Annotated in this window: 12 protein-coding genes; 1 reads left to right on the forward strand and 11 read right to left on the reverse strand. The window is 61.7% G+C overall.

Translation table 11 applies throughout. The features are described from left to right. The 11 genes from N688_RS08705 to N688_RS08755 all read right to left on the reverse strand — a co-directional run bounded on the left by N688_RS08705 (nt 1) and on the right by N688_RS08755 (nt 13,170). Nucleotides 1-1,002 (reverse strand): ABC transporter permease, encoded by a 1,002-nt coding sequence (locus tag N688_RS08705; protein WP_052888913.1) that lies wholly within the window; start codon nt 1,000-1,002, stop codon nt 1-3. A 283-nt stretch (nt 1,003-1,285) separates the two neighbouring features. Next, the gene (locus tag N688_RS08710; protein ID WP_052888914.1) at nt 1,286-2,968 is read right to left on the reverse strand and encodes an ABC transporter substrate-binding protein; all 1,683 of its coding nucleotides are present in this window, start codon (nt 2,966-2,968) and stop codon (nt 1,286-1,288) included. A 597-nt stretch (nt 2,969-3,565) separates the two neighbouring features. After that, the gene (locus N688_RS08715; RefSeq protein WP_052888915.1) at nt 3,566-3,979 is read right to left on the reverse strand and encodes a hypothetical protein; all 414 of its coding nucleotides are present in this window, start codon (nt 3,977-3,979) and stop codon (nt 3,566-3,568) included. A 458-nt stretch (nt 3,980-4,437) separates the two neighbouring features. After that, the gene (locus N688_RS23345) at nt 4,438-4,608 is read right to left on the reverse strand and encodes a hypothetical protein (RefSeq protein ID WP_202901875.1); all 171 of its coding nucleotides are present in this window, start codon (nt 4,606-4,608) and stop codon (nt 4,438-4,440) included. 208 nt (nt 4,609-4,816) lie between these two features. Next, nucleotides 4,817-5,131, reverse strand: coding sequence for an L-rhamnose mutarotase (locus tag N688_RS08725; protein WP_052888917.1), 315 nt, complete (start codon nt 5,129-5,131; stop codon nt 4,817-4,819). A 107-nt stretch (nt 5,132-5,238) separates the two neighbouring features. Continuing rightward, nucleotides 5,239-6,801, reverse strand: coding sequence for an o-succinylbenzoate--CoA ligase (locus tag N688_RS08730; RefSeq protein WP_052888918.1), 1,563 nt, complete (start codon nt 6,799-6,801; stop codon nt 5,239-5,241). A 38-nt stretch (nt 6,802-6,839) separates the two neighbouring features. Further along, a complete protein-coding gene (gene menC, locus N688_RS08735; protein ID WP_052888919.1) occupies nt 6,840-7,940 on the reverse strand; it encodes an o-succinylbenzoate synthase in 1,101 nt (366 codons plus the stop codon). Nucleotides 7,941-7,973: 33 nt separating this feature from the next. After that, nucleotides 7,974-8,792: a 1,4-dihydroxy-2-naphthoyl-CoA synthase gene (menB, locus tag N688_RS08740; RefSeq protein WP_052888920.1), complete on the reverse strand. Its 819-nt coding sequence runs from the start codon at nt 8,790-8,792 to the stop codon at nt 7,974-7,976. A 55-nt stretch (nt 8,793-8,847) separates the two neighbouring features. Continuing rightward, nucleotides 8,848-9,723 (reverse strand): 2-succinyl-6-hydroxy-2,4-cyclohexadiene-1-carboxylate synthase, encoded by an 876-nt coding sequence (gene menH, locus N688_RS08745; RefSeq protein ID WP_052888921.1) that lies wholly within the window; start codon nt 9,721-9,723, stop codon nt 8,848-8,850. Continuing rightward, nucleotides 9,723-11,564, reverse strand: coding sequence for a 2-succinyl-5-enolpyruvyl-6-hydroxy-3-cyclohexene-1-carboxylic-acid synthase (menD, locus tag N688_RS08750; protein ID WP_052888922.1), 1,842 nt, complete (start codon nt 11,562-11,564; stop codon nt 9,723-9,725). The genes menH and menD overlap by 1 nt, the downstream gene beginning before the upstream one ends. After that, nucleotides 11,542-13,170: an isochorismate synthase gene (locus N688_RS08755; RefSeq protein ID WP_052888923.1), complete on the reverse strand. Its 1,629-nt coding sequence runs from the start codon at nt 13,168-13,170 to the stop codon at nt 11,542-11,544. Before N688_RS08755 ends, menD begins: the two co-directional genes overlap by 23 nt. 481 nt (nt 13,171-13,651) lie before the next feature. Between N688_RS08755 and N688_RS08760 the strand changes: the two genes are divergently transcribed. After that, entirely contained in the window at nt 13,652-14,467 is an 816-nt protein-coding gene (locus N688_RS08760; protein WP_052888924.1) for a class I SAM-dependent methyltransferase, read from the forward strand. The last annotated feature ends 118 nt before the right edge of the window (nt 14,468-14,585 follow it).

Below are 14,585 nucleotides of genomic sequence, written 5' to 3' on the forward strand. Positions count from 1 at the left end.
TCAGGCGCTCCTTTCGAGGCGGACACGGGGATCGAGGAAGGCGTAGCTCAACTCGGCGAGGAAATTGGCGCCGAGCACGCCGAGGGCGACGACCAGGAAAATGCCCTGCATCAGAGAATAGTCCTGGTTTTGGACCGCCTGCAGCAGGGAGTAGCCGATGCCGGGGTAGGAGAAGACCATCTCCGTCAGCAACTGGCCGCCGACAATGAAGCCTAGCGAGATAGCGAAGCCGGCCACATTGGGCAGAATCGCATTGCGGGCCGCGTAGGCGAACATAATGCGACTGGTGTGCAAACCTTTGGCCTTCGCCATCAGCACGTAGTCCTCTGAGAGCGTCGTAATCATCGAGTTGCGCATGGTGAGCATCCAGCCGGCGACGGAAGCGATAACAATCGTCAGGGCTGGCAAGATCCCATGATATATCACGCTTGCGATGAAATCAAGCGTCCATCCTGGGTCGACGTTCAGCTCATCGTAGCCACCGGTCAGGGGGAACCAGCGCAGCTCGAAGCCGAAGATGTAGAGGATCAAGAGGGCCATCCAGAAGTAAGGAATCGCCGACAGGAAATTCAGCAGTGGCGACAGGATCGTATCGAGCAGCGAGCCGCGTTTCCAGGCCACAACGATGCCCACCAGGCAGCCGAGGGCAAAACTGAGGGTCACAGAGACCAGGCCCAGACCCAGCGACCAGAAGATATCGCGCCCGATGACGTTGGTCACCGGTTCGAAGGAGGAGGTTACTGCCACCCCAAGGTTGCCGTGCAACAAACTATTGAGGTAGTCGAGGTACTGGACAGGGAGCGGGTCGCTGGTATTGTAGCCCAGCTCCGCCTGGATGGCCTTCAAGTAGGCGGCGCCCACGTGAATACCGCGGCTCTGCAGATTGCCTAACAGCACCGCTGCCGGGTCACCTGGAGCCAGGCGCGGAATCACAAAGTTCAGAGTAATTGCCGCCCAGGCAGCAAACAGATAGAACAGAATGCGACGAAGCAAGTGGCGCATTCAGGGACTCCTTCGTACCTTCCATGATCTACGCTGCGCCAGACCTGTTATCGAGGCTCGCGGGCAGCGCAGATAGGCAAGGCGCGCTCCTCAGAGATTCTCCCCATCTGGGGGGAGTATACCATCAAGATTGAAGCAGAACAACGGTCAACGTAGAGAGATGACTCGCCTGCGCCTGCCGTTCCTCTCACCTGGACTGGTCTCAGACAAGAGGATGGCCTCTCTGGCCAGGGCCGAGAGGCCATCCCGCTGCTCGGCAGGTCCCGGAAGTAGGGGAGGGAGCCTACGAAACGGGCTGCAGGTGCATCACAATGATCTCATTATCGGGATAGGAGTAAGGCGAGCCGACAGCGTACTGGTTCTGCTGGTCGGGCCAGCCGGTGAAGCGCGTCGTGTTGTACTCGAACCAGCGAGCGCCGGCCACCACCGGAATCCAGGGCACCTGCTCAACCATGATGCGTTCCAGACCCTGGATCGCCTGCTTCTGGGCCGAGGGGTCCATCGTCGAAGCGAACTGCTGGAGGAGCTTATCGGTCTGGGCGTCCTTCCAGTAGCTGCTGTTGCGCCCATTGGGCGGAATGTTCTGGCTGCTCAGCGTGCCATTGTAGATGGAGTAGGGAGTGGGGCCACCTCCCACGCCGCTGATCATCAGCTGGTACGGTTTCGCTGCTGCTCGGAAGGTCAGATACTGGGCCTCCGGCATCAGCTTGATATGGATATCGATGCCCGCGGCCTTCAGGTTGCTCTGCACCACCTGGGCCCACTTGTTCCAGTCAGAGTACTCGGCGACCGAGATCAGCTCGAAGGAGAGGCGCTGACCATTCTTGGTGAAGATCCCGTCGCTTCCCTGGGTATAGCCGGCACTCTTGAGGATCTGTTGAGCCTGGCTCGCATTGGGAGCCGTAGACAGGTTGGCATACTCTGGCAAGGCGTATTGCTGATTGCCAGGCGTGGGGAGCAGACCTGTTTGTGGTGCGGGGGGCACAAGGCCCGACTCGCCCTGCTGGGCCGCCGCTTGCCGGTCGATAGCTACGCTGATCGCCTTGCGGATCGCCACATCGCTCAGCAGTGGATCATGCACGTCGATGAAGATGCCAAACTCGTCAACTGGGGCCATGAAGTAGTGGAAGTGCTGCGGGTCCTTGGCTACAAAGTTCTGCTGCAGGTTGTCTGCATAGTAGCCCGACCAGTCGACCTGGCCGCTGGGCATGACCAGCTTGAAGGCATCGTTGTCTTTGTAGCGCGGCTCCTTGATTTGATCGACCTTGACAAGGTTGGCCTGATAGTAGTTGGCGTTCTTGTCCAGTACCAGAAGATCAGAGGTATATTTGCCTACGACGAAGGGGCCAGTGCCGACTGGCTTGCTGCTGTAATATTTGGTAACGTCGCCGACCGATTCGAAAATGTGTTTGGGGATGATGACGGTCAGGCCGGCAATGTAATAGATCGCCCCGGGGAAGGGCTTCTGAAAGGTCATGACAACCGTGTTGGCGTCAGGGGCCGTGACGCTCTTGAGATAGCCCCAGTCGCCATTGAGGTCCGCAGCAGGATATTGCTTGAGAGCGTTGAAGGTGAAGACGACGTCGTCGGCGCTAAAGGGCTGGCCGTCGTTCCATTTGACGCCCTGCCGCAGGTGGAAAGTGACCTGGGTGTAGTCACTGTTGAATTGATGGCTGAGGGCTAGCAGAGGATGATAGGTGTTGTCGTTGACGTTGCAGAATTCAAGTGGCTCGTAGACGAAGCCGTTGATGCCGATGTTCGGCGTGGGAGCATAAGGGTTGAAACCCTGGTCGGTGAAGGCGCTGGCTTGCGCAGCCAGAGTGAGGACCTTCTTGCCGGACTGGCTGCTCTGCGAGCTGCTCCCGCCACAGGCTGTGAGCAGCAGCGCAAGGATGGCCAGGAGGCTGAGACACAGGGTGCCGACCTTGCGCTTCATGCCTGTTGTGCGCTCTGGGTTGCCAAACACAAAGAACCTCCTGTAACGGCTCTTGAAATACGGTGAGTGTTTACCGCTTGTTGGTGCTCCGCGTGGGCCTGATCAGCGCAGGCTGGAAAACGCTGTCTCTGAACGCCAGCCCAGCCTGCCCCTGGCCAGGGAGGAAATGAATGCCTGCGCTCTCTGGCTTCTGCCGCGCCGCCCGAGTTGCTCCTTGCCTGACTGCTCGCCTCGGCACGGCCCAAGCTGAGCCGCTCTCTCGGTTGTCGATACTGCTAAGCTAAGGTGATGGTCGCCCCTCTCGTCTCGTGTCTCTGCGGATCGGTGCCACGAGCGCGCGCGTTTACCCGCTCCCCGTTGCGGGCGCCACGACGCCGCCCTGCCTTCCTCTCGTCACTCCTTTCCCGGTCGGCGCAGCCCTTCTGCCTCCGACCCCTCTTTTGAGAAATATGACAGATCGTCTAGACCAGTTCTCTAGAAACTATACTCCCTTTCCTGCGATCTGTCAAGACATCTAGACCACTAGACCAAAAATTGACGAGGAACACCCGCGCTACCGGGCGCGATCTGGCTGGCAGGCTCACAATCGCGCCATGCCATTTATCCTTCTGTTAGCGCCAGTGCCACTTAGGCGGCTGTCGTCGCCGCTCTCCCGGCGTGAGATGACCACCTTGCTCTCGCTAAAGAAACGCGCGGTGTCCTGGCCTGGGGGATGGAGGATGCCAGGCCACGGTCGGTGGGTTGGTCCGTGTTGGGCGTGATGGGGCGGGCCAGCTCTTTGCGCGGCTCATCTCGTATGGGCGCCGTTTGAGGAGGCAGCGAGCGCGTTCCTCGGGGGAGTGTGGCGCGCCGGCTCGGCAAGGCAGCGGCGGTGCTGGAGATGGTGGCCCCAATCTCTCGGGCGTTGCTGAGAGGGACGCTGGTCACTGCTGCCTCGGTGGCGGGATGGCGTGCTTCCAGGGTGTCACTGCCATCAGCCTGGTGCCAGGTACTGCCGATAGGGTTGCGCAGAACCAGTGGCTGGGTTGTTGCTGAGACCATCGCTCTCTGCTCCTGTCGCCCGTGTGCTGTGTTTGGTTTGAGCTGTTGCTGGGTCCTGCGGCTGCTCTCCTGTGAGTGTAGAGGGCGCGCGCTGCTGAGCCTGCACCGGCCCGCTGCTCTCTGGTTGTTGAGTTGTGGCTATACTCTTGTGCTTCTACTGGCCTGCCCTACTACTCAAGAAGGGATGGAGGGGAAAGCTTCCACCTTTCTTATTGGTTTAGTTATAGGCAATGGCTATGGGTGTGTCAAGGGCGAATGGCTTCAGAGGCGGTTTGGCCGGGGGTAAGCTTCGAGGGATGGGAAACTGAGTGAGGCAGAGACCTTTCCTGCGGTCAATGCCATCGCCTTTCTCCTCGTTAGCAGGGCCAGGCAAAGAAGAGAACTGGCTCGGTCCTGGCCTCGGGCGTCGGGCGAGCAGCCCCTCTCTGCCTGGATGTGGGCAGTGGAAAAGCGAGCTGCTACTCGCCTTTTTTGTGCCCTTTCTCGTGGTGCTGCTTCATGACGGTGCGGGCAGCGACCTCACGTGCTCGCTTGCCGTAGCGCCCACTCTTCTCGGCCTCTTCTTTGATGTGTTCGTACTGCCGCTCTTCTTTTTCGCTTACCCCTTTGAGGGGCTTTTTGTCTGGCATGGTAACCTCCATGACTTGCTGGGACAACGATGCCATTCTTGGCCGTGAGCGATGCATCACCTCCCTCAACACGAGTGAGCGGGGGACGAGAGAGACAGGAGGAGCGAGTCAGGGTGGCGATCTTCTGGCCAGAGGGGCCACTGAGCGCCTCATGGTCTCCAGTGGCCCCGAAACCAGTGATGGCTTGTATAAGCAGTAAGTTAGATGGTTAATCCATATGAAACATTTCAGGCAGTAGTGGCGGCCACTGCGTCTGTGGATCGATCTCCTGGGTCAGAATGTCGGCCATCCACTGTTGCCAGCGCTGATTAACCGGGTCTTCGGCCAGGGTTTTGGCCATGCGCTCGAAATCATCGGTTTCCAGGTACGCGAAGAGTTGCGTGCCGTGACGGAAGATGCTGTAGTTGCGGGCGCCGGCGCGACGCAGCGCCTCCACCATCTCTGGCCAGATCTCGTCGTGGCGGCGCTTATATTCCTCCTCGTGGCCGGGCTTCACACTCATCAAGAAGGCAATGCGTTGCATGGTGGTGGCTCCTTTCTCCCTTCTCGTTGTTGACTCTCCGGTAGATAGGCGCACCGTGGTCGCTGGCGAGTTGGCAGAGTGCCAGCGTTGCCAGGGGCTCCTTCTTCTCAGTCTAGCGCATGCTGCAGCAGTGAGGGAAGCTGGCGGCGCAGCAATTTGCCGGAAGAGTTGCGCGGCAGCTCGGCCACAAAGTGGACAGCGCGCGGCAGCTTATAGCGTGCCAGGCGTGTTTGCAGGTGGGAGAGCAGCGACTCGGCGCTCGTTGAATGGCCTGGACGCAGGCGTACAAAAGCGATCGGTACCTGGCCCCAGTGCGGGTCGGGCTGGCCGCAGACGCCGGCTTCCGCGACAGCGGGATGGCTCAACAAGGCGGCTTCAATTTCGGCAGGATAGATGTTTTCACCGCCCGAGATAATCAGATCGGAGCGGCGGTCGAGCACATAAAGATAGCCCTCTTCATCGAGATAGCCGATATCACCGGTTGCCAGCCAGCCATCTTGCAATGCCTCGCCTGTAGCCTCGGGACGGTCGAGGTACCCCGGGGTAATAGTTGGGCCTTTGAGATAGATCATCCCGGCTTCTCTGGGAGCAGTGCATCGGCCATTCTGGCGGATTTCCAACTGTACTGGAGGCAGCGGGCGCCCGGCAGAGCCAAGCTTGCGCAGGGCATCGGCGGGCGAGAGCGTGGCGGCCTGCGAGCAGGCCTCAGTGAGGCCATAGGTCTGGACGACGGGAATGTCGCGCGCGGCGCAGGCTTCGAGCAAGGGGCGTGGGGCTGGTCCTCCACCCAGTAGGACGCAGCGCAGGTGGGCCGGATAGCGCGCTCCTGGCTGCTCGCTCTCCAGCGCCTCTAGCATGCGCTGGAGCATCACGGCCACGACTGAGATGATCGTGACGCCCTCGCTGAAGATGGAGCGATTGACGGCGCTGGCGTCGAATTTCTCGTGAACATTAATGCTGATGCCGTAGATGGCGCTGCGCATGATGATGGTCAGGCCGCCGATATGGAAGAAGGGCAGGCAGGCCAGCCAGCAGTCGTCGAGCTGGTGACCCAGGTTCAAGGCAGAACCGATGGCATTCCACCAGTGCATCCCATAGGTAATGAGCACGCCTTTGGGCTGGCCCGTGGTGCCAGAGGTGTACATGATCGCTTGTACCGCGTTGAGATCGATCAACGGGGCAGGGGTCAAGCCGCCGGTCTGCGTCTGCGTGGGGAAAGGATCGAGCGCCACGCTGCCCTCCGGTCGTAACTGCAACACTGCCGAGGAGAGCTGTGGCAGTGCTGCGACCAGGCGGCGCGCTCGCTCCGCCTGTCCTGGATCGCTCAGGAGCAGACTGACACGGGCGTCCTGGAGCTGCCAGCTGAGTTCGGCCTCGCTCAGGCGCGTGTTCAGCGGGACAAGAATGGCCTGCAAGCGGGTCAGGGCGTGGACGCAGGCGACGTAAGCCGGGCTGTTAGCTGCCAGCAGGGCAACGCGGCTGCCGCTGCTGATGCCAAGGGCAGCGAGCTGCTGGGCCAGTTGGGTAGTCTGCTGGGCCAGCTCTGCAAAGCTCCAGCGCAAGACCCCACTCTGAACGGCCAGATGCTGAGGACGATTTTCTGCGCAGCGCTGCAGCCAGTCGGGCAGGTGGACGGACCCCGCTGCCGTCTGGGATGTATCCGGGTCCATGTTTCTCTCTCTTCTCCCTCCTTTCGATGCGCTTCTTCTCATAGTACTGAATAGTGGGCCAGAGCTGCCTGATCCGGTCTCACGCCCAGGCCCGGCCCGGGCGGTAGTTGGAGCTGGCCGGTATTAAGGGCGAGCGGTTCTGCGAGTAGGTCTGTGCTCAGTAGCGAGAGGGTCGCCAGGCCGGCAGCCTCGGTCAGGGCGGGATGCGCGGCGGCCAGGTGCAGGGCGGAGCAGACGCCGATGCCCGCCTCTAGAGCGCTGGTGATGACGCAGGTCACCTTGTGGGCGGCGGCTTCCTCAATGAGCTGGAGGGCTGGTCGGAGGCCGCCAAAAAACTGCGGTTTCAGAATGAGCACATCGGCGGCCTCCAGGCGCAGCACCTGGCGAGCGCTTTCCAGACTACTCAGACTCTCGTCGACGGCGATAGGAACAGGACTGCGACGACGCAGCTGACGCAGCCCTTCCAGGTCATTGGCTGCCAGGGGCTGCTCGACGTAGGCGATATTATGCTGGGCATAGGCCCGTAGCAGGCGCTGGGCCTGCGTCAGGCTCCAACTGGCGTTAGCATCCAGGCGCAGGGCGATGGCCTCTCCCACGCTGGCGCGCACCGCTGCCAGGCGCTCGTCGTCCTCCTGCTCATTGCCGCTTAGCTTGAGCTTGAGGCAGCGAAAGCCGGCGGCCACTGCCTGGCGAGCAGCCTGCGCGGCCTCGTCAGGTGCGGAGGCGCCAATGACGGCATTGACGGGTACAGCGCGGCGGGCATAGGGAGCGAGCAGGCCCTGCTCGCGTGCGCGGGCGTCCAGATCGAGCAGGGCCACCTCCAGCGCGAAGGTCGCCGGGGCTGGTAGACTGCCTGCCGCTTGCTGTTCCTGGAGCAGGGCCAGGGCCTCACCCAGTGAGATCCTTTCCAGGCTCTTCACCAAGGCAGGCAGAGCTGCCAGAACGCTGCTCAGCGCCGGACTAAAGGGCGGCAGGGGAGCCAGCTCGCCGTAGCCCTGGAGGCTCCCGCCGACGCTACTCACCTCGACAATGGCTCCCCAGCGCTTACTGAGCAGGCCGTGAGCGGTGCGAAAGGGAGCGCGCAGCGGCAAACAATAGACCTGCCAGCGGATACGCTCAAGCGTGAGATCGGCGACCATCGCGGCTCTGTCCTCGCTCGGCAGCCTGGTGCACTAGGGCAGGCGTGGGAACTTGGAGAAATTCGGCTTACGCTTCTCCACGAAAGCGTTGCGTCCCTCTTTGCCCTCCTCAGTCATATAGAAGAGCATGGTCGCATTGCCGGCCAAATCCTGCAGACCAGCCAGGCCATCCGTATCGGCGTTGAAAGAGGCCTTGAGGAAGCGCAGGGCCGTGGGACTCTTCTCCAGCAGCTCCTTAGCCCACTTGATGGTCTCCTCTTCTAGCTCCTCTAGCGGTACCACCTTATTGACCAGGCCCATCTCGTAGGCTTCCTGGGCGGTATACTGACGGCACAGATACCAGATCTCGCGGGCTCTCTTATGGCCAACGATACGCGCCAGCATGGTCGCGCCCCAACCGGCATCGAAGCTGCCTACGCGCGGCCCGGCCTGACCAAAGCGCGCGTTGTCGGCGGCGATGGTCAGGTCGCAGAGCACATGCAGCACATGGCCGCCGCCAATGGCATAGCCGGCCACCATCGCAATGACAGGCTTGGGCAGATACTTGATCACTTTCTGGAGATCCAGGGCATTGAGGCGTGGCACGCCGCCCTGATCAACGTAGCCGCCCTCGCCGCGCACGCGCTGGTCGCCGCCGGAGCAGAAAGCTTTCGTGCCGGCGCCCGTCAGGATCACCACGCCAATTTCGGGGTCTTCGCGACAGCGGTTGAAGGCGTCGATCATCTCGCTCAGGGTCTCGGGACGGAAAGCGTTGTGGACCTCCGGGCGATTGATTGTGATCTTGCCGATTCCCTCGGCCTTCTCGAAAATAATATCTTGATAATCGCAGACCTTTTGCCAAGCAACAGGCATAGCTTTGCACTATTCCCCTTTCTTCGTTGAGGTTACTCACGGCGCTGTTGTCCCCTCAGCTCCTCTGCTCTCCTGCGAGTGCCAGGGTGGAGCAGAAAGAGAGAACCAGCTCAGTGAAGCGGGCTGGTTGCTCCAGATGGACCGTGTGGCCGGCCTCTGGTACGATCGCTAAGGTGGCCTTGGGCAGGAGACGAACCATCTCCTTGCCAATGGAGCAAAACTTTTCGTCCAAGGCCCCACAGATCAGCAAGACCGGCAGCTTCAACTCCGGCAGCCGCCCATGTAGGGGGGGCTGTACGCCGGTGCCTAGGCCGCGCAGACTGCCAGCCAGGCCCTGCTGACGATTGGCCAGGCGTTGAGCCCGCAGGGCAGCCCGTTGTCCCTCGGGCAGGCGCTGTTGACTGGCGAAGAGCGGCAGCCGCTCCCAGCGAGCAACAAAGGCCGCCACTCCTTCGCGCTCGATGCTGGCGGCTAGCTCCTCGTCCTGGCGCTGGCGCGCTGCACGCTCCTGAGGATCAGCAATGCCAGGCGAGGCGCTTTCCAGAATGAGGGCGCGGAAGAAGCCAGAGAAAGCACAGTAGAGCGCGATCCGTCCCCCTAGCGAGTAGCCGAGGAGAATCGCCTCACGGGGGGCGATTCCGAGCTGTCGCAAGGCGGCGAGCAGGTCGGCCTGACAGTGCTCCATGCTGTAGCGCTCAGGAGTGGCGGGCGCCTCTGAGAGGCCGTGGCCATGCAGATCAAAGGCGATGACCTTGAAACCTGCTCCGGCAAACTCCTCGAGCAGTGCACCCCAGCTGAGAGCGCTGCCAGTGAAACCGTGTAGCAGAACCAACGTCGGCTGGCTCTGCTGGTCTAGCGGGAGAGCCTGAAGCAGGCTGAGATGCAGCCCATTGACCTGAAGAAGAAGGCGCTCAACCTGTACCTTCCCCATTATACCCCCTCGCTGGCCACGGAAGGCAATGCCTGATCCACCGCTCGCCAGAGCTGGCGATGGAGCTGTACATTGCTCGCCCGCTCGGTGACAACCTCGATCACCTGTAGCCCGCCGTCTCTCAACCCCTCCCGGCAGGCGTGGCGGAACTCCTCCCAGGAGCGAACGCGGCGAAACCGCCCGCCATACATCTCTACAGCGGGTGCGAAATTCAGACCGGTGGGCGTCCCAAAAAGCTGCTCGAAGTGCTGCGGGTAGGCTGCCTGGGGCAGGAAGGAGAAGATTCCGCCGCCGTCGTTATTGATCAGAATAACCAATAGCGGCAACCGGTGCAGATGGGCAGCGATCAGACCATTGAGATCGTGGAGAAAAGCCAAATCACCGATGACCAGCACCACCGGTCCCGCATCGGCCAGGGTCTGCTGAGCGGCGCTCACCCCGAGGGCACTGGAGAGGAGGCCGTCGATCCCATTGGCGCCGCGATTGCCCAGGCAGCGGATGCGCCGGGTGCTCCAGAAAAAGGTATCCAGGTCGCGCACAGGCATGCTATTGCTCGCATAGAGCGTGCTGCCGTCGGGCAGCAGCTCTGCCAGCTCGCTAAAGACGCGGCCTTCGAACAGCGGGCGAAATGTCTCCATTGTCCGGCGCAGGACCTGCTGGGTCAGCCGCTCGGCCTGCTGCCAGTGGTCAAGCCACCCCTCCTGATGCTCTTCGTTGCTGCCTGTCTGAGCCAGGGCCTCGACCAGCTGCTCGCAGACGACCACAGGATCAGCATGAAGCATTTCGCTGGCGAGCTGCGTCGGCTCCTCCCAGCCGCCGGCTTCGTCGACCACCAGCAGTGGTCGATCGGCGTAGCGCTGCAAATAGAGCAAGAGCGGCTTAGAGGTAGGCATGGCGCCAAAACGTAGCACCAGTTCAGGGGCGGCGCTGGTGACAAAGCGCTCGCTGCGCAGAAAGGCATCGTAGCTGCACAGGACTGAACCGGTGGACTGCCCGCTGCTGCGCACCTGTGAGAGGGGATCAGCCAGGAGCGGATAGCCGCAGCGCTCGGCCAGGCGTTGGAGAACCGGGGCCAGACCTGGCTGGCTCTGTGGCCCGGCAATAATCAGGCCGCGGCGGTGCTGACGCAGCAGGGTTGCCAGGCGTGCCACCTCTGCCGCGGGCAGGCCAGCGCCTTCCGACTCCGTGACCCGCACATAGGGAACCTGCTCGGCTCGTCCCTCCCAGGCGAACGGATCACGCTCAGTGGTGGGGGGCAGCAGCTGGGGCTGTGGCTCAGGCGTCAGTGGCTCACGGAAAGGCAGATTGAGATGGACAGGGCCGGCGGGCCTGGCGCGTGCCAGTGCCACTGCCCGATTGGCCAGCGTGCGAATATAACGTAAGGCTGTCGTGGTTGCCTCGGGCAGGGCCGCGTCCATAAACCATTTCACGTAGACGCCATAGAGACGGATCTGATCGATGGCCTGGGGGGCTCCGCAATCGCGCAATTCATGCGGGCGATCAGCGGTCAGGATCACCAACGGCACGCGCGTCAGCCGGGCCTCGATGATGGCCGGAAAAAAGTTTGCTGCTGCAGTCCCCGAAGTGCACAGCAGAGCCACGGGCGAGGCCAGCCGCTTGGCCATCCCAAGGGCAAAGAATGCTGCCGCACGTTCGTCGATGTGCATCCAGACGCGCAGGCCCTCTTCCTCTGCGCAAGCCAACGCGAGCGGTGTCGAGCGCGATCCGGGGCAGATCACCACATGAGCAATACCAGCCCGCCGGAGCTCGGAGACAAAGGCTCCTACGTAAGCGTAGAGTGGATTGGCTGGAGTCGATCTATCGGAAGTTGCTCTCGTCATCGTCTTCATCCACTCCCAGCGCCCCTAACATGGCGCGAAATTTCCATTGGGTCTCAGCATATTCGCTGGCCGGATCGGAATCGGCCACAATCCCGCCGCCTGCGAAGAGCGTCGCCTCCTGACCTCGCAGGAGGGCTGAGCGCAGAGCCACAGCGAAAGACCCATTGCCGGCGGCATCCACCCATCCAATAGGGGCCGCGTACCAGCCACGATCAAGCTGCTCGCCAGAGCGAATCGCTGCCAGAGCGGCGGCCCGTGGAAAGCCACCAACCGCCGGAGTGGGGTGTAGTTCTTCTAGGGCCTCCAATACTGAACGACCAGATGACAATTTGCCGGTAATGCGCGTCTCCAGATGCTGAATATTCTTCAAGCGACGCAGGCGCGGCTCGGGATCGCTATGAATCTCGGTGCACAGGCGTCCAAGGGCTTGCCGCAGCATCTCCACTACAATCTGATGCTCGCGCTGATTCTTGCTACTGCCCAGCAGCTCACGGGCGAGCTGCTCATCCTCATGAGGAGAGCGACCACGGGGAGCGGACCCAGCCAGGGCCATGGTCTCTACTGCGCCGCCTTGAGCCTGGACCAGGCGTTCAGGCGTAGCTCCCAGAAAGCAGCTCCCGGCGCGACTGAAGGCGAAGAGGTAGGCCTCCTGATAGCCCTCGCGTAGACGCTGAAGGGCCGGTTCTGGCTCAAAGATGCCATCCTGGCGCAGCAGGCGCATGGCGCGTGCAAGGACGACTTTGTCATAGGCGCCACTGCGGATCTGGTCGACAGCCCGGGCGACCTGTGCCTTCCAGGCTGCCGGCGGCAGCAACGGCTCAAGGCGCAGAGAAGATGGCGTTGCTACCGCAGCTGTAGAGAGAGGAACAGCAGGAAGACTGGCCAACGCCCGGGCCAGAGCCTCCAATTGCGCCATAACAGTGTCCCCCAGCTGTAGCGGGTCCATTGCTGCTTCGACCAGTACGTTGACCGTTAGGGTGGGCTCGGACGTAGCAAAGGTGAGCAAGAAGGTGGGGAGCATCAGCAGCCCATCGGGAAAGTCCTCCCAGAGCGTTGAGCGTGGCTGCTCTGGATCGAAAGCGAAGCCTCCGAAGAGGAGGAGCTGGCCGTGACCGGCGGGCGCTGGCTCCGCCACAATCAGGGCCTCCGCCGCCAGGCGTTGCCAGGCTCCGGCCAACTGGTGGAAGCGCTCAGATCCCTGGGCCTCCAGCGTGACCGCACTCCCGAGGCCGACCAGAATCCGTTGCTCCCCTGGCTCTTGCCAGTAGAAGCGTTCTGTGAAGCCCAGCGCTGGCCCGATTGCGAAACAGATCAAGGGATCAAGCCCAGTTGAGGCTATTGCTGTTGCTCGCTCGCTCTCGTTGGCAGAATGCGGATGGGCGTCGGTGCTCTCGTCCGCCGGCGGCTGGTGGGTTATGGAGAAAGGCAAAAGCTGCCTGGCCAGCGCCAGAGGGCCGCTGACGCTCACAAGCACGGGATGCCTTGTGTGCAAAGCGCGCTCGTGGGCTTCCATCAGCAGAGGAAGCAGGCGCTGTCGCTGCCAGAGGAAAAACGCAGGCTCTGACTCTGTGCTTGTGCCCAGAGTGCTGCTAAAGGCGTTTCTCATCAATTCAGAATCATTCCTATCCAGCGAAAGTAATGGCGTCGCCGCCCAGTTCATGACTTGGGAGCACAGGGGGCTGATCACGGCGCGAAGGCCGCGGCGGCAAGCTAAAGGCCGCCCTGCTGAAGCGAGCGGCCTTCCGTCCGAAAGCACTGCCTTGTAGTATTATAGAGCGACCTGACTATCCTGACCAGAAGAGCGCCTGTCGTAAAGCCAGGAAGTTGTAAGAGGTGAGGCGGGCTAGCAGCCTCACTGGCTGGTGTTGGCAATAGCCGGGTAGCATCAATGCTCTTGACGCCCCTTCCTGTATTGAACTACCCTTGAGCGCGAAAATGCGCGAGCAGCCTGCCTCGAGCCAAGTGGCTATCAAGGCGCCTGGCTGTGGGGCGCGCACGGATGAAAGGCAAGAAGACTGGAAGCGTGTATTGCTCAGAGGTCCTCGTCTGATCGTAGCAGTCATCACTGTGGAGAGGCAGGTTCGGCCATGCTTGATGATTCTCATCAGGGCCAGCAGGCCCGGCCCGACGTACACGATGCCTATCTATTGCCTCGCACAGCCAGCGAGCAGGATCGCCTGGAATTTCAGCACTATACCCTCTACCGTCTTCTGGGCACCCATTTTCTGGCGCCAGTTGAGCGTCCGCGCGTCATTCTTGACGTAGGCACAGGAACAGGTATTTGGGCGAAGGAGGCAGCGCGCTACTGGAGAGAGGCCGCCGTGCTTACAGTTGACAGCGACCTGACCCTCTTGCGCAGGCTACCGCGTAACTGCCAGGTACTGCGGGCCAGCCTGCTTGAAGGACTACCCGTAGACGATGGCATCAGCGACTATACCCATCAGCGCTTCCTGGCGGAAGCCATTCCTCTGGCGGCCTGGGACCAGGTCCTCAAGGAATTGAGGCGCGTGACGGCTAGCACCGGCTGGATCGAACTGGTCGAACTGAGCGATCGCTGCCTGAATCCAGGTCCCCGAACCTTACTGGTCCAACATTGGCTGCGCCGACTCTTCCTCTGCCGGGGCATTCAGCTCTCACTGGCCCTGGAGCTGCCTGAGCTCCTTACCGCGCTTGGCTTGGTGCCCCATGTACGCAGGATCGTTGCTCCGCTTTGGGGGTCAGCCGTTGGGAGACTCTTCTGCTGTGATGTGCTCCAGGCCCTGCGCCACCTGCAGCCAGCGCTGGTGACCCATCTCGGGCTAACGTCTCAGGAAATGGCCCAGGCCCTCAACGAGCTGCCGGCTGAGTGGGAGCGCTACAGAACAAGCTGGCTTTGCATTGCAGTCTGGACTCAGGTGCGCTAAGTCTGCCAGACGATCACAGCCTTGCTGTTGGTCCGGCCAGGGGGAGGAAAGCGTCATCCCCCCGGGAGAGTCGAGGTGAACTGCGTCAGTGTCCCCGCTGAGAGATGCACATCAGCTG

It is taken from the genome of Thermogemmatispora carboxidivorans, from assembly GCF_000702505.1.
Classification (GTDB): domain Bacteria; phylum Chloroflexota; class Ktedonobacteria; order Ktedonobacterales; family Ktedonobacteraceae; genus Thermogemmatispora; species Thermogemmatispora carboxidivorans.

Coding starts and splice junctions, on each gene's coding strand:
- menD (WP_052888922.1), bottom strand. CDS start 11,564: ATGACGAGAGCAACTTCCGATAGATCGACTCCAGCCAATCCACTCTAC.
- N688_RS08760 (WP_052888924.1), top strand. CDS start 13,652: ATGCTTGATGATTCTCATCAGGGCCAGCAGGCCCGGCCCGACGTACAC.
- N688_RS23345 (WP_202901875.1), bottom strand. CDS start 4,608: ATGCCAGACAAAAAGCCCCTCAAAGGGGTAAGCGAAAAAGAAGAGCGG.
- N688_RS08725 (WP_052888917.1), bottom strand. CDS start 5,131: ATGCAACGCATTGCCTTCTTGATGAGTGTGAAGCCCGGCCACGAGGAG.
- menC (WP_052888919.1), bottom strand. CDS start 7,940: ATGGTCGCCGATCTCACGCTTGAGCGTATCCGCTGGCAGGTCTATTGT.
- menB (WP_052888920.1), bottom strand. CDS start 8,792: ATGCCTGTTGCTTGGCAAAAGGTCTGCGATTATCAAGATATTATTTTC.
- N688_RS08715 (WP_052888915.1), bottom strand. CDS start 3,979: ATGGTCTCAGCAACAACCCAGCCACTGGTTCTGCGCAACCCTATCGGC.
- N688_RS08755 (WP_052888923.1), bottom strand. CDS start 13,170: ATGAGAAACGCCTTTAGCAGCACTCTGGGCACAAGCACAGAGTCAGAG.
- menH (WP_052888921.1), bottom strand. CDS start 9,723: ATGGGGAAGGTACAGGTTGAGCGCCTTCTTCTTCAGGTCAATGGGCTG.
- N688_RS08705 (WP_052888913.1), bottom strand. CDS start 1,002: ATGCGCCACTTGCTTCGTCGCATTCTGTTCTATCTGTTTGCTGCCTGG.
- N688_RS08730 (WP_052888918.1), bottom strand. CDS start 6,801: ATGGACCCGGATACATCCCAGACGGCAGCGGGGTCCGTCCACCTGCCC.